The sequence below is a fragment of the Streptomyces sp. NBC_01426 genome, from assembly GCF_036231985.1.
Taxonomy (GTDB): Bacteria; Actinomycetota; Actinomycetes; order Streptomycetales; family Streptomycetaceae; genus Streptomyces.
Genome location: NZ_CP109500.1, coordinates 1,905,301 through 1,927,288 on the forward strand (window position 1 = coordinate 1,905,301; position 21,988 = coordinate 1,927,288).

A 21,988-nucleotide genomic window follows, 5' to 3' on the forward strand; every position below is an offset into this window, starting at 1 on the left:
ACCGTCGCCGGTGGTGGACCATGGACCCACGCACAGCGACGGAGGGGGTCCGGTCTCATGGCGGAAGCGGTACCGGTGCGCTGCCCGACCTGCCGGCGCGAGAACTCCTACAGCGCGCCGGTCTTCCCCTGCGCCTGCGGGAGCCCGGTCGTGGCACCGCTGAACCTGGCGGCGCCGGCCGTGCCGCTGACCCGCCGCACCTGGTCGGACAGCTGGGTGGCGGTCCGCTGCGAGGCCTGCGGACGGGACGGCGAGTGGCCGCGCCCGGAGGTGGGGTGCGGTTCCTGCGGGACCGTGGCCCTGATCCCGGTCCACCCGCCGGCATCCGGGGACCCCGACGCGCCCGATTCCGGCCTCGGCGGGCGGGGCACGTCGGGTGCGGGGGACGGCGTACGGGCCGACGCGCGCGGGCCCGCGGCGACGACGGACCCCCCTGCGCCGTCGGACTCCCCAGCTGCACCAGGCGTCCCGCCGGCGTGGGATGCCCCGGCCGCGACGGACGTCCCGGCCGGGGATCGGGCGCCGTTCCGGCCGGTGACCATCCGCACGGGTGGGGACGCGGTGGTCACGGCCGCGCTGTACCTGCGCTGGCTCGGCTTCCGTGACGTACGCCGGCCCGACGGGTCGACGACCCCCTCGGCGGCGGTGGACCTGCGGGCCCCCGGCGTCGTCGCACAGGTGGACCCGACGACGGCGCCGGCCGGGCTGCGCGCGGTGGAGTGCGTGTGGTTGAACGGGCTCACGGCCTCGGCGGCGAGCGTCTACTTCTCCCTCGCCGGGTACACGACGGAGGCCCGCGAACGCGCGGACCACCTGGGGATACCGCTGTTCGTCATGGACCTGACGGGCACCCCGCAACCGGTCAACGACCCGGCGGACCGGTTGATCGCATCGGGGGCGTGAGCCCGCGGCGGCGGGAACGACGCCCGCCGGGTCAGGGGCCGGGTGATCGACGCGACCGGGAAGACGGTGATCGACGGGGTGGTACTAGGCTCGGAGACCTTGACCGCCCTTCCCGCCGAGGAGAGCACGATGAGCCTGTACGACATTCCGCTGACCACCCTGGACGACGAGCCCACCAGCCTCGCGGCCCACAAGGGCAAGGCGATCCTGCTCGTGAACACCGCCTCGCAGTGCGGGCTCACCCCGCAGTACTCGGGTCTGGCCCGGCTGCAGTTCGCGTACGAGAAGAAGGGGTTCACGGTGATCGGCGTGCCGTGCAACCAGTTCGGCGGCCAGGAGCCCGGCACCGCGGACGACATCCAGACCTTCTGCGCGGCCGGCTTCGGGGTCACCTTCCCCATGCTGGAGAAGTCCGAGGTCAACGGCGAGAACCGGCACCCGCTGTACGCGGAGCTGGTGAAGACCCCGGACGCCGAGGGTGAGGCGGGAGACATCCAGTGGAACTTCGAGAAGTTCCTGATCTCCCCCGCCGGCGAGGTCGTCGGCCGCTTCCGGCCGCGCACCGAGCCCGAGTCCCCCGAGATCGTCGCCGCGATCGAGGCCCAGCTCCCCGCCTAGCACTCACCTCGGCCGACACTCGCCCCGACGCGCCACGCCCGGCCGGCACCCGCGGGTGCGGGTGCGGCCGCGGGGGCGCGGCGGCCGACGGCGGCCCGCCTCAGTCCAGGTCGGCCTCGTCGTACTCCGCCCCGGACCCGGCCTCGGTGAGTTCGCGCAGCTCGACCCGGCGGATCTTGCCGGACACGGTCTTCGGCAGCTCCCCGAACTCGATGCGCCGGACCCTCTTGTACGGGGAGAGCACCGCCCGTGAGTGCTCGAACAGCAGCCGGGCCGTCTCCTTCCCCGGCTCCCAACCCGCGGCGAGCGTGATGTACGCCTTCGGCACCGCCAGCCGGAGCGGGTCCGGAGCGGGGACCACGGCGGCCTCGGCCACGGCCTCGTGCTCCAGCAGCGCGCTCTCCAGCTCGAACGGACTGATCTTGTAGTCCGAGGCCTTGAACACGTCGTCGGCCCGCCCCACGTAGGTGAGGTAGCCGTCGGCGTCCCGCGCGGCGATGTCCCCCGTGCGGTACAGCCCGTCCGCCATGGCCTCCGCGGTGCGCTCCGGGTCGTCGCGGTAGCCGGTCATCACCCCGGCGGGGCGGGTCCGCAGGTCCACGCAGACCTCGCCCTCCCGCTCGGACTCCTTGCCGGTGACGGAGTCCAGGAGCACGATCTCGTAGCCGGGCGCCGGGCGTCCCATGGAGCCGGGCTTGACGGGCACCCCCGGGAAGTTGCCCACCTGAAGGGTCGTCTCGGTCTGGCCGAAGCCGTCGCGGATGGTCACGCCCCAGGCCTCGCGGATCCTTTCGATGACCTCCGGGTTGAGCGGTTCGCCCGCGGCGACCGCCTCGCGCGGGGGGTTGCGGAGCTTGGTGAGGTCGGACTGGATCAGCATCCGCCAGACGGTGGGCGGGGCGCAGAAGGTGGTGACGCCGCCCCGGTCCATCTCGGCCATCAGCCGCTCGGCGTCGAAGCGCGTGTAGTTGTGGACGAAGACGGTCGCACCGGCGTTCCAGGGCGCGAAGAGGTTGGACCAGGCGTGCTTGGCCCACCCGGGCGAGGCGATGTTGAGGTGGACGTCGCCGGGGCGCAGCCCGAGCCAGTACATGGTGGAGAGGTGCCCGATCGGGTACGAGGCGTGGGTGTGCTCGACGAGCTTGGGCCGGGCGGTGGTCCCCGAGGTGAAGTACAGCATCAGGGGGTCACCGGCCAGGGTCTCCGCGTCCGGGCTGAAACTCCGGTCGGCGGTGTGGAAGTCGGCCAGTCGCAGCCAGCCGGCCGGGACCTCGGATCCGGCGGCGGTCGCGGGGCCCGCGGTGCCGCGCGGTCCGGCGGCGATCCGGGTGTAGGCGCCGGGCACGTCGTCGAACTTGCCGGTGTCCTCGGCGCGCGTGATGACGTGCCGTACCCGGCCCCGTTCGACCCGATCGCGGAGGTCGGCGGCCCCGAGCAGCGGGGTCGCGGGGATGACCACGGCCCGGAGCTTCATCGCGGCGAGCATGACGTCCCACAGTTCACGCTGGTTGCCGAGCATGACCAGGATCCGGTCCCCCGCCGCGACGCCCTGGGCGCGCAGCCAGTTCGCCGCGGCTCCCGAACTCGCGCTCAGCTCCTCGAAGGACACGCCCTCGCCGGTTCCGTCCTCCTCGACGATGCGCAGGGCGTCGGCCGTGTTCCCCCGGGCGATGTGGTCGAACCAGTCGAGGGCCCAGTTGAACCGCTCGGGGCGGGGCCAGGTGAATCCGGCGTGGGCGGCGTCGTAGTCCCCGCGACGTTCGAGCAGGAAGTCCCGCGCGGCCAGGAAGGTGTGGGTGGCGCTGTTCTCCGTCATGAGAGGCATCGTGCCGCGCCGGACGCGGACACCACCAGGCCGCCGTCAGCCCCGGATTGACCCGAAGCGCACGGCGACCGTACTCGCACCCGTACGGGTACCGGCACCCGTACGCGTACTCGTACCGGCGGGCGAGTCGGCCATGTCGGCGAGCAGCGTCTCCCCCTCGGCGACGATCTCCTCCTTCAGCGCCCGTGACGCGGGACCGAAGAGCTCCACGGTGAGCACCCCGGCGTCCGCCGTCCACAGCCCGCCGAGGAAACCGTCGAGGAGCAGCACGCGGTGCGCCTGGTTGCCGGTCCACGTGCGGCCCTTCAACTCCGGGGCGATCACCCGGGACCGGTCGGCGTGGGAGAGCAGCAGGTTGTCGAACTCGGGAAGGAACCGCGGCGGGGCCGTCGTCCCGGCATCGGGCCTCGGCGCGTCGGGCAGGTCGAACAGCTCGACACCGTTCTCGTCGCGGAAGGTGAGCAGCCGCGGCCGCAACCGCTCGAACGACTCCTTCAGCCGGGTCAGCCCGGCCCAGGTCTGCATGTCCTTCACCGAGGCCGGCCCGAAGGCGCCGAGATAGCGCAGCACCACGTCATCGACGCCCCGCGCCTCACCCGCGGCCTGGGCTTCCCGCGTGCCCGTGCCCCGCGCTTCCCTCACGCCTTGCGGCTGCCCGACGCTCCGCGTCTTCCCGGCCGGCCGCCGGAGCCAGTTCTCCACGGTCGTGAGCCGTACCTGCCCGCTGCGCCCCCACACCCCGCGCGGGGTGACCTGTACGAGCGGCAACAGGCAGCGCGCGGCGACGGACAGGGACTGCGGGTCGGCGTCGGGCCACTCCTTGAGGAGCTCCTCGCGGATCTCCCCCATGGTGCGCGGCTCGGCCTCCACGAAGGCGCGCGCGTCGAGGGCCAGCCGGTCCAGGTCCACCCCGACGAGACCCTTGCGGAACTGGTTGACCTCGCGGTCGCGCGCCGCCTGGACCAGCGGCCGGAGCGTCAGCGCGTCGTCCGCGGTGTGGGTGTGGATGGTCGAGCGCATGGTGACCATCCGGACCACCTCGCGGGACTCCATCAGCCCGGCCAGCTCGGCGGGCCTGAACCCGGCGAGTCGGGCGTGCAGCTGGTAGTACGGCGGCTTGACGTTCTGCGCCTGGAGCCCGAGCAGGTGCGCGACGGCGTCCCGCGCGGACATCTCGGCGCGGCTCAGCAGCAGCTGGCGGGCCAGCGTGGCACGGTTCAGTGCGCGGGTGTCGAGTACGGGAGCGGTTCTGGAGGCCATGGCAGCACGCTAGCCGTGCCTGCGGACAGGAACCGTCCGCAACGTCCTGGACCATTTCCCCCTATATCCTTCCTCTCGCCCCCACCCACGCGTCCGTCCGACCACCGGGAACTGAGCTGCGATGCCGGAGCGCCCACACCGCCGTCCCTCCACGCCGTCGGACCCCTCGTCCCCTCCGCCGGACCACTCGCCCTCCGCGTCGGACACGGCATCCTCCGCGCGGGGCCCGTCGGGGTCATCCGGGTCGCCGGGCTCGTCGGGGTCGCCGGGCTCGTCGTCGAGGCGTACGGGGTGGCTCCGCCCCTCCTCCCCGGCCGGCGCCGCACCCACCACTCCCCCGGCGTCCGCGTCCGCCCCGAGCCCCGCGCCGCCCGAACCGACGCCCCCGAACCACCGCAGCGTGATCGACTCCGCCGTCTACCGCGACGGCCGCCGCGCCGCGTCCCCCGCCTCCCTCGCCGACACCTTCCGGCAACTGCGCGAACAGCCCGACGGCATGGCCTGGATCGGCCTGCACCGCCCGACGGAGGCCGAACTCCACTCCCTCGCGGCCGAGTTCAACCTCCACCCGCTGTCCATCGAGGACGCGCTGGAGGCACACCAACGCCCCAAGCTGGAGCGCTACGGCGACACCCTCTTCGTCGTCCTGCGCGCCGCCCGGTACCTGGACGCCCTGGAGGAGGTCGACTTCGGCGAACTCCACGTCTTCGTCGGCCCGGACTTCCTCATCACGGTCCGCCACGGCGCGGCCCCCGACCTCTCCGCCGTCCGCCGCCGCATGGAGGAGACCCCCGACCTCCTCTCCCTCGGCCCGGAAGCCGCCCTGTACGCCATCCTCGACGCGGTCGTCGACGGGTACGCCCCGGTCGTCGAGGGCGTCCAGAACGACATGGACGAGATCGAGACCGAGGTGTTCCGCGGCGACCCCGAGGTCTCCCGCCGCATCTACGCGCTCTCCCGCGAGATGGTCGAGTTCCAGCGCGCCACCCGCCCGCTGGTCGGCATGCTCCACAGCCTGATGGCGGGCTTCGCCAAGTACGGCACGGACGAGGAACTCCAGCGCTACCTCCGCGACGTCGCCGACCACGTCACCCACACCAGCGAGCGCGTCGACGGCTTCCGCCAGGCCCTCACCGAGATCCTGACGGTCAACGCCACCCTGGTCTCCCAACAGCAGAACGCCGAGATGCGCGCCCTGGCCGAAGCCGGCTTCGAACAGAACGAGGAGATCAAGAAGATCTCCGCCTGGGCCGCCATCCTCTTCGCCCCCACCCTGGTCGGCACCATCTACGGCATGAACTTCGAGGTCATGCCGGAACTCAAGTGGGCCGCCGGCTACCCCTTCGCGGTCCTGCTGATGGCGGTGGTCTGCGTCAGCCTGTACCTCATCTTCAAGAAGCGCGACTGGTTGTAGCCAGCGGCCCTACTCCGTTGATCAATTTCGCATTCGCGAACGACCCAAAAGGCCACTTCCGAGGGCCTGGGGGGAATCTGGGGGGAATCCACTCCGCTGGGGAGCAAGCCACTTCACCCTCACCTGCCGTTCCGCACGTCTCATGCAGCCCGACCCCAAGCACCCCACCCTCGGGGAACATCACCGAGAGTAAACCCCATCGCGCCCGGTGGCTGCTCCGGCGACGACGCCATCGGCATGGGCGGCGATACAGCAGGGCCTCGAGGGCAGGGGGTGGTCGACCAAGCTCACCGCGGACGAGGAGTGCGGATGACGCTTTCGGGTGGGAAGTGCTCCGCCCCGACGACTTCGAGGGCGTGGAGAATCCGAATCCTGAGGTCGGGCATACCGCGGAGCGGAGTGAGGTCTACGCGCCGGCAGCCGAGGTACGCCCAGATGGTGATGTCTTGAAGCCCGGGGAACTTAGCGCGAACAAGGGCAAGGTCGTCGCCGCTTCTCCACTGACCCAGATACAGCTCGGTGATCTGAGGGCAAGTCGGGATCTGTTCGAGCATGAACAAGCCGGCGTTGTTCGCCAGAATGAGGTCGCGGAGCTCAGGCAGCTCGACCATCGCTTGCGGCAATCCCTCGACGGGGCCGGATAGGTCCAGCCGGTTGAGATTGGGCCAGCTTGTGATGCCGCTCAGAGTGAGCTGTGCACAGGCATTCGGTCCAAGCGTCAGACGCGTGAGGTCTGCGCCGGTGGGCAGTGCACCGAGATCGTGGTTTGGCAATTCCATGCTGAGGCCGAGTTCACGGAGTCCGGTCAGATCCTTAAGGTCTTCGAGCCGGGCCGCCCCGCAGCCATGGAGCTCGATTACGTCGACAGACAGCTCGGCCAGGGGCTTCAGGCCCGCCACATTCGGGCACTGGAAGAAAGCGATCCGTTTCAGTCCGGTGTACGGGTGTAGGAAGTCCAGATCCCGAAGGGTCGGGTTCCTGTCAATGTTCAACACTCGGACGTCCGCCGGCGCCCAGGGGGTTGTCATCTCGGCACCGGAGAAATCCCCGATGAAGGCGACATGGTCGAGCGACGGCAGATGGTGCAGCTCCGCCAGCTCCTCCCGTGAGCGGATAGTGACAGCCTCGAGGTGGGTCATGTGCGCGAGGACTTCGTGGGCATAGTCGTGGGCGTCGAAGCTCTTCCAAGCATTGGACAGGGCCCACCATGCCGGATAGCTCGTGCGGAATTTCTTGAGCAGCGTCAGGGCAGCATCGCCACCGATGAGTTCGGCGGTCTCCACAACCGCTCGCGCTTCGTCTTCTTCGAGGCCCTCGGGGCCGGGGAGGACGTCAAGGATGACGGGGCCAACCGCGGCGAGGGTCCTGGCCTCCTCCTCGCTGCGTGGGGGGACAAGGGCCTTGGCGCGTTGCTCGACTTCCTGGCGTATTTCAGGGTCGAGTTCCGTGGCGTACTCGAGGCAGGCTGTCGCAAGTAGATGCAGGCGGGTGCGGTGCTTCTGAGTGCGGTCACCGCGGGCGATGAGGCGGCGCAGAAGGGTCGTGCGTTCGTTGGGACGGGCATGGGCGACGGCCATGCGCACGACGTCTTCCCACTGGTCGTCGTGAGCGTTGCGTACCAGGAGCGGGATGTCGCGAGCTTCGATGGCGGCTTTGGCTCCAAGGAAGTCCTGGAAGGTGCGGTGGACGAAGTCGATCGTCTCGGCCGCAGGGGTGCGCAGGAGACCAGAGCGGGCGAGCAGATGTGCGAGCACGTCGGCCGCGTCGCCTTGCTGGGCAAGGTTCGGCATGGCAGGCAGAGCGTCGTCAATGAGCGCGAGTGCCGTTTCTCGGTCCAGTTCGGTCTGGCCGTTGCGGACGAGCCAGTAGGCCAGACGTTGCAGGAGCTGGATGTTCTGGTGCTCGGTGACTACGAGGTTCTCGGGGGCGTCGATGTCGCGTTCCCGGTCACGGCGGACCAGCAGCAGCGACAGGGCCGCTTCGTAGAGCTCCATACGGCCGTGAGGGAGGTGGCCCCGCCGGTCACGGTTCAGCGCGCAGACCAGGGCACAGAGCAGTGGAGTAGTGGCAAGGCGGGCGAGGTCCCGCTGGGAGCGCACGGTGTCCTTCAGTGCCTCTTCCAGAGCGGCCAGGTGCTCAAATTCCTGCCCGGGGTCCGCACTGGCGCGCGCGGCTGTGTGCCAGCGGGTGACGAACACCGCCACGTCACGGGCGCTCATCGGCCGGACGGTCAGTTCGGTGAATCCGTGCCCTGCCAGCCACCCCTCCGGGACTGCGGATGGCCGAGTGGTCACCACGTAGGTCGCGCGCGGAAAGGCGGCCAGCAGTTCACGGAGCCACTGCTGGGCCTGAGCTCGCTGGGTCTGCGGAATCTCGTCGAGGCCGTCGATCAGCAGCAGGGCCCGCCCGTCATCCAAGACTCGGTCGGTCCAGCCCGGCGGCTGAGCTGCGTGCAGCGGGCAGCCGACCGCCCTCAGGTACTCCTGGGGCCCGGGCAGATCACCGCCGCGCACCAGCGTCCGCAGCGGCAGCATGAACGGCACAAGCCCCTTCAAGTTCGCCAGTTCGACGGGCAGGTCCTCCCGGGCAGTCGCGAGGGCGAGCCACTGCAGCAGGGTGCTCTTACCTCCCCCCGCCATCCCTCGCACCAGAACTCGACGGAGGCCGGCCAACGCCTGCTCAGCCCGCTCGGTCTCCATCTGCGCCCCGGAGCCTACTGACGAGGCCAATCCCGAGTCAGCACTGAAACCGGCACTCCCGCCCTGGCCGACGGCCCGCGTCGACGTGGCGAATTCGAGGCTCAGGTAAGAGGCGTCCAGCGGCCACGACGCCCTCTCCGGGCGGGAGAGATCAAGCCCGATGACGGACAGCTGCCCGTGCCGCTGCTCCACATACCGCCTGTACCGCTCTTCGAACCGCGCGTCCACGTCCCCGTCGAGGCTGTTCTTGGGGGCCTGCTGTCGGGGCGGAGCCAGGACAGCAGGTAGCGCTTGGCGACGCAGTTTGAGCAGCGGGCCGGCCTCCGCGCCCAACGCCTGCGCCAGCGCTGCGACGGTGGCCTCACTGGGCACGGTAGGGCCGTTCAGCGCCTTGCTGACGGTCGTGTGCCCTAACCCCGCCCGCAACTCCAGCCCCGACATCGACAACCGGCGCTCGGCCCGCAACTGTCGCAACTGCGACTTCAGTTCCTCCAGCCCGTCCCGCATACCCCGGTGCTCCCCCTCGGCCAGTCCCGGCTTCTCGGTATCGACTCGTTCATCTTCGTTCACCCGAATGCCGCTGAACGCCGATCCCCGCATCTTCCTTCCACCGAACGCCCGCCACGGAAGGAAAGATCTCATGCCCCTGTCGCCGACCACCGCGATGCTGCTGACCCTCGCTCTGCTTGCCGCCGTCCTTCTGGCGCTGTTGGCTGCCGTCGGTGCTGGCCTGCTGACCCGCATGGACGGCGCTTCCACGCCGACCGCCTTGCTGCGGGCCGGCGTCGCCTTCGGCAGCACGCTCACCCTGATCACGGCCGTACTCGCCGTGGGGATCAGCGTGCTGAGGTAGCCGAGTCCGCCAATGCGACGACCCACGAGACCTACACGCCGGGCGTACCTAAGGCATGACGAAACGGGTGGCACAGCATGCGCTGTGCCACCCGTTTCCTCATGCCGTGGTGAGGTTCTCTGGGACGTACTGGGGAGCCACACCGAGGAGCGCGTCGACGGCCGCTCGTCCCTTCCCACCAGCTTCGGGCATGAAGTGGGCGTAGTGGTCGAGGGTGATGGTCGGGCTGGAGTGGCCGAGCCATCGGGCGAGGGTGACGACGGATTCGCCGGCTTCGAGGATGATCGAGGCGTAGGTGTGCCGGAGGACATGGAAGCCGTCCTTGCGAGATGCCTTCCAGCGCTTCCCCTTCTCCCGAAGGGGGATGACGCCTACCTTCGCGAGGGCGGGCTTCCATACTTCGTCGTTGAAGATGTTGGCCCGGATCGCGTTGCCGTACGTCGTGGTCAGGATGAGCGGGAATGCCTGTTTCTCCCGCTCGGGCTCCGGACCGCCCCAGGGCAGCTCGACCTCAACAGCCGGGTGCTGGAGGAAATGGGCCGCCAACTCTGCCGCGACAGACGGCGGCATGTCGACTATCCGCGTCTTCCCGCCCTTGGGCAGCGTGAAGTACAAGCGGCCGCTGAGGAGTTGAACCTGGCGTCGCACGCGGATGACAGCGCGCTCGAAGTCGACGTCCTGTGGTGAGAGGCCGAAGACTTCCCCCTGGCGTAGCCCACATCCGAGGGCGACCACGACCGCGACCCGGTAGCGCGGGTTGATGAGGTCTCGCACACGCTGCGCGGTCTCCAGTACCCAGGCCTCCCGCTGGTCCTCCGGCACCTTGGGCCAGCGCACCGACTTGGCGCGCATCGGATTACGGACGAGGCGCTTGTCGTCGATCGCTGTCTCGAAGATGTTCGACAGGGACGTGAGGATCTGGCGGGCGTAGCGGGGTGCGCACTCGCCTTCGAGCGTGGCGATGTAGCCACGCAGGACGGTCGCAGAGACGTCCCTCAGAGCCACTGAGCCGAGGTGCGGGAGGATGTGGAGGCGCACGCGCTCGTCGACCCGCTTGATCGTGCCCGGCGCACCCCGCACGCCCACCTTCCAGTAGCGGGTGACGTAGTCGGCGACGGTGATGGAGCCGTCACGCGGGTCGACGAACTCGCCCCGCTCGCTGTCGGTACCGGCCCGGCGGAGCCACGCCTTCGCGTCATCCAGGGTGTCGAAGGACATGTCCCGGACGCCCGGGATTCTGGCGACTCGGTACCGGGTGCCTTTCCCGTAGCGGGCGGATCGCTCCCGCTTTCCGGTGACGGGGTCCTTCTTCTTATTGATCCAACGATCTTCGATGTAGCCGGCCAAGTACTTCCTTACAGTTAGGGGATCTCAGGCCGCCGACCCGGAGGCCTCAGGCGGTTGCCGAGTAGCTGGCACAGCGCCGCTGGGGCGCAGCGCTCACAGGGTTCAGGGCAGGATTCGAGCGGGAGTCCGCCTGTTCCTGCTCGTGTATCCAGGCGTCGAGGGCGTCGATCCGGTACGTCACACGTCCGCGGGCTCCCATACGGAAGCTCGGCGGGCCATGACGGCGGTGACGCCAGACGTACAGCGTGCGCGGCGACAGGCCGAGGTAGGCAGCCGCTTCCGGCACACCGAGAAACGCGCGGTTTACGGCGGTTGCACGGCGGGGTGCCGAAACCTGGGTTGGTTTGGTGGGGCCCAGCAAGGAGAACTCCTTCGGTAAAGAGTCAAAGGGCGGAAAACCGCCGGAGAGGCCCCGCGAAAGGGCTTCCTGGCCTTACGGCCTCCAGGCAACGTCTCGGTCGTGACTGCGGCCCAACAACCAGCACTTCTATGCCACTTGGCTGCCGAGCTTCCATCCGCACAGCTCCACCGCCAAGCACAGCCGCTGCGAACAGATCTAATGATCCTGAGAATCCGGGATTTCCGAATTCACGGATCGGGTGATAGCAGCCCTGCACCACTGCTTGCTGGCCGGCCCCGCCGCACCACCCCTGCTCGGAAACCGCCGTGAGCGGCAGGTCAGGCCTGCGCGCTGCGATGCCTCTTACCGATCTCAGCCGCGTACGACTTGGTGGACGACCGCCCGCTCCACTTCCCGCAGTCGCAGCTAGCCAGGTACCGACCCCGGCCAGCGCACCCTGCGGTCAGCGGGGTTCCCCCTCTCGTGTGCTCGTGCGCCAGCGGGCACACCGTTCCGTCCTCGTGCATTCCGGTGACCTTGATCTTGTGCCGCGCCATGACACTCCCCGTCAGAACAGCCGGAAGACCCGCACGCATCCAGGATGCAGATATCGCCTGACCTGCGGCTTTAAGTCAGGTCAGTACGTTGACATGCGTTGCGGTGCGATCTCCACTCGTTGGGCCCTGCAGCCGTCTGCCACCAGCGAACTGGGCCAGGAGAATTGCCTGCCGATGGCCGCTGCGCCGTTGGCAACCTAATCGGTGGCCTGTCAGGATGCGCGCCTGGCGGACCCGGTGCTCCGAAACAGCCGAGGCGGTCAGGTGGAGAATGACGCGGACGTCGACCAGCCTCGAAACTGTGCCTGAGGGGCTACAGGCTGTGCCGGGGCCTAAACCTGAAGGTGCTCGACAAGAGGGCCAGCATCTTCAAGTGGCTGGAGCAGCAGAAGATCCATCAGTAGCGCTCGCCAGCCATACCCGGCATCGCCCCGAAACCACTGCACGCCCGTGCACCGACTGACACCATTCGGAAAATGACGACGCACCCGTTTCAGGACGTGACGCACGCGCCGGCGCTTGAGCCTCTGCTCAAGCAGCTGGGCCCCGTGTTCCAGAGATTCGACGATCAAGACTGCGGCTGCACCTCATACGGATTGCTGGCAACTGGACGGCGCTGGTTTGTGAAGACCGCATCAACACCTGAAGCCGCCTCGTCATTGCACCGGGCACTGTCGGTTCACCGCGCCATCTCGCATTCGGCCATCGTGCCGTTGGTCCACTCCTTCTCCACGGCCGTCGGCCCTGTACTCGTCTATCCCTGGACAAGCGGTGAGGTTCTCTACCATCCGACCCGGTCACGGCACGGCGGACGGGCCACTCTTGGTAGTCCCCTGGCAAGGTTCAGGGCTCAGCCACTCACCTGGATCAATACCGCCCTGGAGACTCTGCTCAGCGCGCACTTGGCTGTCGAGGATGCCGGATACGTGGCCGTGGACTTCTACGACGGATGCATGCTCTATGACTTCGACCAGCGCAACATGATGCTCTGCGATCTGGACGAGTACCGCCCCGGCCCCTTCATGCTGGAGGCGGACCGGCTCCCCGGCTCCACCCGCTATATGGCGCCCGAGGAGTTCGTCCGGGGCTCGCTCATCGACATCAGGACCACCGTGTTCAACCTCGGCCGGGCGCTACGCCTCCTTCTCGATGCCGGCGACGAGGAGAGCCAGTGGCGCGGAACCCCCGCCCAGCTGGCTGTCATCGCGAAAGCGACCGCATCGGAGCCGGAGAAGCGGCTGCCCTCCGTGCGCTCCCTCGCCGACGCCTGGCATGCAGCAGCGGAGCAACGAATCGGCTGACGCTCCGACGAACAGGCGGCCGTGGCGCCAGTCGATGCGATGTTCCTGCAGGTCCGCATATTGTCCCCGCCGGAGCCCGGCATAGAAGGCGAGCAGCGCCATCGCCTGCCATGGCTGGTCGAGGTCGTCGAGGATGGCTTGCACCTGCTCGACTGTGAACCGCTCTGGCGGCTTAACTGCCTCCCGGAACAAATCGATGCGCCAAGTCGATTGTCAGTGGCCTCTGTCAGGGTATGCGCAATCTACAGCGAAGCGAGGGGCGGTATTGGTGTTCCAGCGCGATGACTCAGGGGTCGCCGAGTCATTTGATCTTGATTCATTAACGGTGAGCGACCGTCTACGTCTGTTCAACTTCACTCAGCGCGATGAGCCTGTGGCGTATCTGTGGGTGCTGCGGGCCATGAACGTGCTGCGGGCCGTACACCAGCCGCAGGTGCACCCCGACGACGTGGCGAACGCGCTGAAGGAGCTCGCGACAGCGCACGACGAGGTGCCGTCCGCCGCGGACTTGAACCTGCGGGCCATGCTCGACAACCTCTCCTCGGACACCGAACAGGTCCTCTACCGGGTGGAGGACCCGTTGCGGTGCGGCAATCTGGCCGCGTACCGGAATCGGCAGTCGGTCTACCAGTTCACGGAGATCGGGTACCGCGTCTATTGCGCGGTGGAAGAGGTCATCGGCTCCCGGGTGCAGGACGCGAACCTGTCGCGGCTGGTCTTCGCCGACATCCTGGCTGACTTCAAGGCTCTGGCGACAGCGAACCGGGAGGGGGACCGGGACGAGGTATATCGCAAGCTCGCCCGTCTCGACAGCGTGCTGGAAGACATGACGCAGAGAGCGGCGCGCTTCTATCTGACGCTGAACGACGTGGCGCGTACGACGGATGTCTCTCCGGAGACGTTCCTGCGCTACAAGCACGCGCTGCTGGCGCACATGAGTGAGTTCACGGCGGAGCTGGAGCGTTACGCGCCCCGGCTGGCGGAGGCTGTGTACGAGGTGGAAGACAGTGGGGTGGAGACCCTGCTGGAGCGGGCCGCTGCGGTGGATGAGCGGCCGATGATGCGGCCGGCCGCACGGCTTGAGGATTGGCGTCGGCGCTGGATGGGGTTGCGCCAGTGGTTCTTGGCCGAAGGCACTGGGGAAACCAGGGCCGCTCAGCTGCAGGGGGCGACGCGTTCGGCCATCTCGGGAGTCATTGCTCTGCTGCGGCAAGTGACGGAGTCGCGTCGAGGTGGGGTGAGCCGGACTACCCAGTTGCGGCATCTCGCCGCCTGGGCGGCGGGTGCGCCGGATGAGCAGGCAGCGAACGCCCTGGTGTCGGCTGCCTTCGACCTGCGCTCGGTACGGCATCTATCGGGTGCGCATGACGATGACGACCAGATCTCTCCGCGGACGACGTGGTGGGATGCCCCCGGGGTGGAGGTCAGCATCAGCCTGTTCCGGCATGGCAAGCGGCCGGCACCGGGCGGCCCGCAGCCGGTCCGTACCCTTCGTGGCGCTCATGCCCGCCTGCGCGAGCAGCAGCTGGCGGATCGGGCTGCGGATCGGGAGGCGGCCACGGATCTCCTGGACCTTGGGGCCCATGATCGGGTGCTGAACGCGGCGGAGACCCGTGCCGTGCTCAAGCTGCTGACCCGTGCCCTTCAGGCCCGGACGGTCGTCGCGGGCCGGCTGCGTTCGGGTACTGGCAGCAGCGACGTCCTGACGCTGCGCCTGGTGCCGGACGAGCGTGGCAGCCGGCTTCGGACCGAGACCGGCACGTTGCACCTGCCCGGCTTCGCCTTGGAGATCAAGCCTCATGGTGCGATGCGCCGCCGTCGAACGGAGACGTCCTGATGGCCGCCCATCGCGTAGCCGCCTCCGTGGAGACTGCTGACCTGGGCTCGTACCAGCAAGCGGCCCGGCTCATGCTGCTGCACGGTTTCGTCACCGAGAACTACCCGCGGGCCAAGGCTCTGGGGCTGGTGCTGCAGTGGGCCGACGAGCTGGCCAAGGATTTCCGGAACCTGTTCGGCTACTCCTTGCAGACCAGTGCCCGTCACGCACGGCTGCTGCGGCGGCTGGATGCCTTCGATGACAGCCAGGCGTTCCTCACAGTGAAGAGCAAGAGACCGTTCGACCGGCGGCGACTGGCCTACCTCTGTCTGATCCTGGCGTGCCTGCAGCGGTCACGGGTCGAGATCAACCTCGCCGATCTCGTCAAGCTCCTCGCACCGTCCGCCAACACGATCGAGCACCTGGGCTTCGATGCGACCGCACCGGGCCACAAGGACGCGGTCGTGGACGTGATGGACTGGCTTGTCGACCGAGGTGCGCTGCGGATCTCCGATGGCTCGATGGAGGACTGGGCCCGTGACCACGACCGCGGGGACGCACTGTTCGACATCGACCACAACACCTGCGCAGCGCTGTTCCGGCCAAACAAACCTCTGCAGCACCTCGTCAGCGCCGCTGGGCTGCTGGACACACCGGCCGCCGGAACCGGCCGGGACCCCCGTCGGCGCATCGCTGCCCAAAGGGCCCGCCGGCTGCTGATCGAGTACCCGGTGGTCTACTTCGGCGACACTGACGCGGAGACAGCGGCAGCGCTGCGCCAGCCCACCCTGGCCGAGGACCTCGCACGGCTGACCGGGCTGCCCGTCGAGCGCCGGGCTGAGGGGGTCATGCTCGTCGACACCTCAGGGCACTTCACCGACAAGCGGTTCCCCGGCCGCGGCGGAGCAGTCAACCGCACCGCCGGGCTGATCCTCGCGAAGGTCGCGGACCTGCGGGAAGACCCGGACCGGGCGAGCAGCCTGCGGTACCTGCTGCCGCCCGACCCGGGGGAGGAACACGCCGACCTGCTGAGCCGCATCGACATGGCTCTCCCACAGGCCGGCACGCTCGAAGCCCTGGCCCACGGCCCCCACACGGACGCCGGCCACGACACGGACGACACCGATCCGGCCGCCCCGGAGCAGGAGAGGCAGGCGAGCCTGCCTTTTGTGGAACACAGCGCCCTGGAGCAGATGATCACCGAACTCTTTGAAGAGTTCGGCCCTTCCTCCTTCACCAACAAGTGGCAGGCCGATCCCGGCGGGCTGCTCGCAGAGGCGGTCGCGCTCCTGGCGGACCTTCGCCTTGTCCACATCGTGCCCGGCGGGGTCCTGGTACGGCCTGCAGCCGGCCGCTACCGCAACATCACCGCCGTCCTGCCCCGCCCCGCGCATGACGGCCAGTTCGCTCTCGACTTCCCCCTTGAGGAAACCTCTCGATGACTCTCATCCCCCACTCCCGCACCGCTGACCAGTCGGAGGTTCGCTTCAAACCCACGCGCGCCGGGGTCATCGGCCTGTGGGACTACACCGACGAGGAGTTCGTCTTCGCCGACGGCCGCTTGGTCCTTCGAGGACACAACGGTTCCGGCAAGACCAAGGCCCTTGAGGTTCTGTTCCCGTTGGTCCTGGACGGTGTCCTCGACGCTCGGCGCCTTGATCCGTTCAGCGGCGAGGAGCGGACCATGAAGTCGAACCTCCTCTACAAGGGGCAGGAGTCCGCATACGGCTATGTATGGATGGAGTTCGCCCGTACCGGACCCGACGGCGAGGTCCTCGAAGCCGTAACCGTGGGGCTCGGCATGCGGGTGACCAAGCCCATGTCCACGCCTGCCCGCTTCTTCTTCGTCACCGACGGCCGAGTCGGCATTGACTTCGGCCTGCTGGACGCCGCCTCACGCCCGCTGCGGGAGAACGCCCTCAAGACGCTGCTGGGCGAAGGAGCCACCTACGCTACAGCGGAGGCGTATCGCGAGGCTGTCGACGACCGGCTGTTCGGGCTGGGCCGCGAGCGCTACAACCAGCTGGTCAACCTGCTGCTCCAGCTGCGGCGCCCACTGCTGGCCAAGGACCTCGACCCGGTCAAGGTGTCCGACACCCTCACCGCCGGACTGCGTCCTGTCGACGATGGCCTGGTCCTGCAGGCCGCCCGCGACTTCGAGAACCTCGCCGAGATTCAAGCGCTCCTCAACGCCCTCACGGGGGCCGATGCCGCGGTCCGGGACTTCCTGCGCGAATACACCAGTTACCTGCGCGCCCATGCCCGTGACCGTGTCGACCACGTCACCGGGCGCATCCAGGACACGGCCGCCCAGTGCGAGACGATCCTGGAAGCGGCGGGCGGCCACCGCACCGCCGAGCGGCAGCTGACTGCCTCACAGCAGGAGCGGGATGCCGCCGAACGCCAGTGCAACGAGATCGGCGCTCGCCTGGCCGAGTACCAGAACCACGACGCCATCAAGAAGCAGGACGGGCTCAAGGAACTGCGCGAGCGCGTACGCACCGAGCGCACGGGCATCGCCGACGGTGAACGCCACCTCAACCGGGCCCAGGAGAACTTGGCCACACTCAAGCAGGAGGCGGAACGCGCCCTCCAGCGGCACGATGACCTGCGCAAGGCGGCCTCCCGGCACACCCACCGCCTCATGGACACGGCACGCCGCTGTGGCATCCTGCACGACGACGACGCGCTGGATCTCGGCGCTGAGCTGGATTCGCAGGTCGCCGGTCGGGTCGCCGCCCGTCGCAGCGAACTGAAGGACGTACGCGCCCACCTCACCGCGTCCGACGCCGCCGCGAAGGACCAGGAGCGCGAGCAAGAGCACTGTGACACGGCGAACGGTGAACTGACCGAGGCCGAGCGGCAGTCCGCCGCAGCAGCAAAGAGGCTCGACCTCGCCCGCGCCACGGCCGGCCAGGAGCTGGACGCGTTCGTCGGCCGCTGGAGCGGCAGCGACGACACCGCCGTCTTGCTCTCCGCGGACGGTAACGTGCTGCGCGCGGCCATCGGCGCCGTGGGGGAAGCCGAGGCGGCCCCGCTGCCGGAGGTCTTCCGTTCCCTCACCGACCAGCGCCGCACCGGCGCCCTGACCCGCGTCCAGACCGTGAAGCGGCAGCACGGCGACACCGCGGACACTCTGCGAGCCAGGCGGGACGAGCGCAACACCGTCGCGGCGGAGGGTGATGACGCGCCGCCGCCCAGTGACCTGCGCCTGGCCAGCCGCGACGAGCGGCCCGGCGCTCCGCTGTGGCAACTCGTGCGGTTCGCTGATCACGTCCCCGACGACCAAGCAGCCGCAGTGGAGGGCGCACTGTACGCGGCCGGCCTGCTCACCGCCTGGCTGCACCCCGACCCCGCGCTCACCGACCAGGCACTGCACGACAAGGTTGCCGACGCCTTCCTCTGCCCGCTGCCTCCCGCACAGCGGCCCACCGGCCGCACCCTGGCCGATGTACTGGTCGTCGAAGACCAGAAGCACGTCAGCTCCGCTGCCATCCAGGCTGTCCTGGCATCCATCGCCGTAACCGACGACGCACCGGCAGCGGACGAGGCGCTGTCTGCTCCCTCGGTAACCACGGGTTCACACTTCCGCCTCGGCATCCAGGCCGGTGCGCATCCCAAGGCCAGGCCGGAGTACATCGGGGCCACCGCACGGACCGCCCGCCGGCGCGAACGGCTGCGCCGCCTCGACGAATCCATCGCCGCCCTGGAAGCTCAGCTCGCCGGCATCGGGGAACAGCAGCGGTACGCGGAAGAAGCCTTTGACGACTTCGACCGCGCCAGGGGTGAGCTCCCCCGCACCCAGGCGATCACCGAAGCGGTAGGCGAAGTGGCAGTGATGGCGGAGAAGGTCGCCGGAGCCCGCCGCCGCCTTACCGAAGCACGCAAGCGACTCGACGGAGCGATCGCCCGGGCCCATGAGAAGAACCGGCAGCTTCGGCATGCCGCCACGGCCGCTCGTCTGCCCACCCGGCGTGAAGAACTGGACAATGTTGCCCAGACCATCGACGACTTCGCCGACGCCGGCACGGCGCTCTCCACCTGCCGTCAGCAGGCCGATGCAGCCGAGCGCGACATCTCCAGCCGCAAGGAGATCATCGAAGCCCAGACCGAGTCCTGCACGGACCAGGCCGAAGCGCTGCAAGCACGCAAGGACGATTTCTCGGTTCAGGACGAACGCCTGCGCACCCAGGAGGCGACGCTCGAAGCACCCCTGCAGAAGATCCTGCAGCAGATCGCGGAATCCCAGGAGCAGCTCGCCGATGCACGCAAGACCTTCGACCGTGCGAAGAAGGACGCCGAAGAACAGCGGGACCGGCTTCTGAAAGCCGCCCATGCCCTGGAGTTCGGCCGTACAGCACTGGCCACGGCCGTATCCGAGCAGGTGCGCACCACGCTCACCCTTGAGCCGTACGCCCGGCCCGACCTGCTGGGCCTGCTCGACGCAACGGCGGACACCGCTTGGCTGCCGCACGACATGTGGCCGAGTCCCGAACAGGCAGTCCAGGCACTCATGAACAGCCTCACTTCGCCCGATACCACCCTCACGGGCACAGAGGTCGCCCGAACCGTCGTCCCCAAATCCGTCGCCTCCCTGATCAGCGCGCTCGACGAGGCGACCCGCGGTCGCGCGATCACCGCGAGCCTCCTGAAGACCGTCACGACAAAGATCTCCAGCGCCATCACCACGCTGGAGACGGCCCTGGTGGAATCCGATCAGGGCTACCTCTTTGAGTGGGAGCCGGTCGGCGACATCATCCTGGCCCGAGTCACCGACAGCGAAGGACCGGCACCGGTAGCGGACTTCGCGCGACGCCTGGGCGAACAGCTCGCCGATCAGAACGTGCTGCTGGAAGACAAGGAACGCACCGTCCTGGAAGACGGACTCCTGACCGGGCTGGCCCAGCAGATCCACGACCGCACCATCGCCGCCCGCGACCTGGTCAAGAGCATGGACGCCGACACGCGATCCAGGCCGATGTCCTCGGGTACCACGGTGGGCATCAACTGGGTCGTCTCCGACGCGCTCACCGACTCCCAGCAGACCGTCAACAGGCTTCTCGACAAAGACGCCTCCGGTCTCGGCCCCGTCGGCCTGGCCGAACTGCGATCCCACCTGCGCAACCAGATCCGAGCCAAAGCCGCTGCCGACGCGAAGAAGACTTACCAACAAGTGATCACAGAGGTTCTGGACTACCGCGCCTGGCGCAAGTTCGAGCTGCGCCTGTTCCGGCCGGGCGGAAGTGAAGAGGAAAGGAGGAAGGGGGAACTCCTCACCAAGGCCAAGCACAGCGTGATGTCCGGCGGTGAGAAGTCCGCCTCCATCCACCTGCCGCTCTTCGCAGCCGCCCACGCCCAGTACAGCTCCGCGTACCACACCTGTCCGCGGCTGATCGCCCTGGACGAGGCATTCGCCGGGATCGACGAGGAGTACCGTCCCGATCTTCTTACCCTTACCGCCAAGTTCGACCTCGACCTCTTCATGACCGGCCATGACCTCTGGATCACCTACCCCGGTGTGCCGCAGATCTCGCATTACGACATGAAGCACGACGAGGCATCCCACACCGTCTCCGCCATGCTGCTCGTCTGGGACGGCGAACAGATCCTCGATGACCTTGAATACCCCGGATCCAACGATCTGGCCGCTGAACTCCTCGGCTTCACCCCCCGCCGCCACGTCCCTGCGCAGGCAGGACTGCTCGCCGACCTCTCCGACGAGGAGTCGGCGAACGACGACGCCGAGGAATCAGAATGACCACGTCAGCAGAGGCATACGAGCGCTACCGCGGCCCCGAGTTCCGCCGCCTCCTGGCCGCTGCCCGGCGCTCGCTCGAACGCAGCGGCGGCGAGATCACAGGCTCCATCGGCCTGACCAACCCGACCACGGCCGAACGCAACGTCGTCGTCGGCATCACCGGCGCCTACCGCTCGGCTGATGTCCGCCGCCTCACCATCCCCCTCGCGGCATTGGAGGAGAGCGTACGCAACGTCACGGGCGGGTCGCTCCGAGGTGTCCTGGAACGGATCGGCCCCGAACTGCGCTTCCGCGCTGATGAGAGGACCACGCTCGATCAGGCCCGGCAGGAGCTCCGTGCCGAGGCCGAGACCAGCCCGCTGCACACCGCCCACCCCTGGTACCGGCAATGGCTGGCCACCCTCGCGTCCGACGGCACGATCACCGGGCTGATCAACAAGAACGACACCTACATCCTCAGCCAGGCCATCCACGTACTGGAGTACCTCCACAGCAGGCCCAGCGACTCGCCTCCGGTCATGCTGCCCGCCTTGGCCGACGCCGCCACTGGAGACACCAAGGCCCTCAACCCCGGCCGCGGCTCTCTGCCCACTCTGGTCCTGCGAGCGCTTGCCACAGCACGCGGAATCCCACTCGGATCAGGAGCTGAGGCCCGTCGCGAGCTGTGGGATAGCTTCGACGTCATCGTCGATGACCTCGCCAGCCGCGTCCTCGTCCTCAACCTCCCCGCGACCGGCCAAGGACTGGGCCAGTGGCTCACCGACGCCGCCCGCTCCGGTACCCCCTTCCACATCACCCTCCATCAGCTCATCACCCTGCCCATTGCCGTAAACCTGCCGACGGTCTACGTCTGCGAGAACCCGGCCGTCCTCCGCCGCGCCGCCGGCGAACTCGGCGCGAGCAGTCCGCCGCTGATCTGCGCCGAGGGCCGCCCTTCCACCGCCTTCCATCGACTCGCTCGGCTGATCACCGACGCCGATGGCACCCTGCACTACCACGGAGACTTCGACTGGCCCGGCATCGAAATGACAAATCAGCTCCGCGCCCGCTACCAGGCCCGGCCCTGGCGAATGAGCGCCGCGGACTACCTCAGCGGGGTTCACTCCGACAGCGATCACGTCCAGCTGGGAGGCAAGCCTCAAGGCACCCCCTGGGACCCAGAACTCGCCAAGGTCATGGAAAGGGAGAACCGCGCCGTCTACGAGGAAGCGGTCACCGATGCGCTCCTGGCCGAATGGTCCTCTGGGGTTACGGAGAAGATCCAACAAGGCACAAGAAGTAGCCCGTACCACTGATA

At 68.6% G+C, this 21,988-nt stretch carries 14 protein-coding genes; 9 read left to right on the plus strand and 5 right to left on the minus strand.

Going from position 1 to position 21,988, the window contains the following annotated elements; genetic code table 11:
* Positions 1-57 precede the first annotated feature (57 nt).
* Together OG906_RS08410 and OG906_RS08415 are read left to right on the plus strand one after the other, a co-directional pair.
* Complete coding sequence (locus OG906_RS08410) at positions 58-903, plus strand: hypothetical protein (RefSeq protein ID WP_329441388.1); 846 nt, start codon at positions 58-60, stop codon at positions 901-903.
* Positions 904-1,032: 129 nt separating this feature from the next.
* The gene (locus OG906_RS08415; protein WP_267796123.1) at positions 1,033-1,521 is read left to right on the plus strand and encodes a glutathione peroxidase; all 489 of its coding nucleotides are present in this window, start codon (positions 1,033-1,035) and stop codon (positions 1,519-1,521) included.
* A 100-nt stretch (positions 1,522-1,621) separates the two neighbouring features.
* Here the strand turns inward: OG906_RS08415 and OG906_RS08420 are convergent, their stop codons facing one another.
* Positions 1,622-3,337, minus strand: coding sequence for an AMP-binding protein (locus OG906_RS08420; RefSeq protein WP_329441390.1), 1,716 nt, complete (start codon positions 3,335-3,337; stop codon positions 1,622-1,624).
* Positions 3,338-3,382: 45 nt separating this feature from the next.
* A complete protein-coding gene (locus OG906_RS08425) occupies positions 3,383-4,606 on the minus strand; it encodes a winged helix DNA-binding domain-containing protein (protein WP_329441392.1) in 1,224 nt (407 codons plus the stop codon).
* A gap of 400 nt (positions 4,607-5,006) precedes the next feature.
* Here OG906_RS08425 and OG906_RS08430 point away from each other — a divergent pair, with 400 nt between their 5' ends.
* Positions 5,007-6,020: a magnesium and cobalt transport protein CorA gene (locus OG906_RS08430; RefSeq protein ID WP_385637257.1), complete on the plus strand. Its 1,014-nt coding sequence runs from the start codon at positions 5,007-5,009 to the stop codon at positions 6,018-6,020.
* 287 nt (positions 6,021-6,307) lie between these two features.
* Here the strand turns inward: OG906_RS08430 and OG906_RS08435 are convergent, their stop codons facing one another.
* Positions 6,308-9,319, minus strand: coding sequence for an NACHT domain-containing protein (locus OG906_RS08435; RefSeq protein WP_329441394.1), 3,012 nt, complete (start codon positions 9,317-9,319; stop codon positions 6,308-6,310).
* 40 nt (positions 9,320-9,359) lie between these two features.
* Here OG906_RS08435 and OG906_RS08440 point away from each other — a divergent pair, with 40 nt between their 5' ends.
* A complete protein-coding gene (locus OG906_RS08440; RefSeq protein ID WP_328301540.1) occupies positions 9,360-9,572 on the plus strand; it encodes a hypothetical protein in 213 nt (70 codons plus the stop codon).
* A 99-nt stretch (positions 9,573-9,671) separates the two neighbouring features.
* On the opposite strand, the gene OG906_RS08445 is transcribed toward OG906_RS08440, so the two are convergent.
* On the minus strand, positions 9,672-10,919 hold the full coding sequence (locus tag OG906_RS08445; RefSeq protein WP_329441400.1) for a tyrosine-type recombinase/integrase: 1,248 nt from the start codon (positions 10,917-10,919) through the stop codon (positions 9,672-9,674).
* Between the two features lie 46 nt (positions 10,920-10,965).
* Positions 10,966-11,205, minus strand: a complete 240-nt coding sequence (locus tag OG906_RS08450) for a helix-turn-helix transcriptional regulator (protein ID WP_329447968.1) — start codon at positions 11,203-11,205, stop codon at positions 10,966-10,968.
* A gap of 1,087 nt (positions 11,206-12,292) precedes the next feature.
* Between OG906_RS08450 and OG906_RS08455 the strand changes: the two genes are divergently transcribed.
* From OG906_RS08455 to OG906_RS08475, 5 genes are all read left to right on the plus strand, one after another.
* Positions 12,293-13,117, plus strand: coding sequence for a serine/threonine protein kinase (locus OG906_RS08455; protein WP_329441402.1), 825 nt, complete (start codon positions 12,293-12,295; stop codon positions 13,115-13,117).
* A 268-nt stretch (positions 13,118-13,385) separates the two neighbouring features.
* Entirely contained in the window at positions 13,386-14,954 is a 1,569-nt protein-coding gene (locus tag OG906_RS08460) for a TIGR02677 family protein (RefSeq protein WP_329441404.1), read from the plus strand.
* Positions 14,954-16,375: a DUF2398 family protein gene (locus OG906_RS08465; protein ID WP_329441406.1), complete on the plus strand. Its 1,422-nt coding sequence runs from the start codon at positions 14,954-14,956 to the stop codon at positions 16,373-16,375. The genes OG906_RS08460 and OG906_RS08465 overlap by 1 nt, the downstream gene beginning before the upstream one ends.
* Positions 16,372-20,691 carry a TIGR02680 family protein gene (locus OG906_RS08470; RefSeq protein WP_329441407.1) on the plus strand — a complete coding sequence of 1,440 codons (4,320 nt, stop codon included), beginning with the start codon at positions 16,372-16,374 and terminating at the stop codon, positions 20,689-20,691. Before OG906_RS08465 ends, OG906_RS08470 begins: the two co-directional genes overlap by 4 nt.
* Positions 20,688-21,986, plus strand: a complete 1,299-nt coding sequence (locus tag OG906_RS08475) for a TIGR02679 family protein (RefSeq protein WP_329441409.1) — start codon at positions 20,688-20,690, stop codon at positions 21,984-21,986. The genes OG906_RS08470 and OG906_RS08475 overlap by 4 nt, the downstream gene beginning before the upstream one ends.
* Positions 21,987-21,988: the final 2 nt, after the last annotated feature.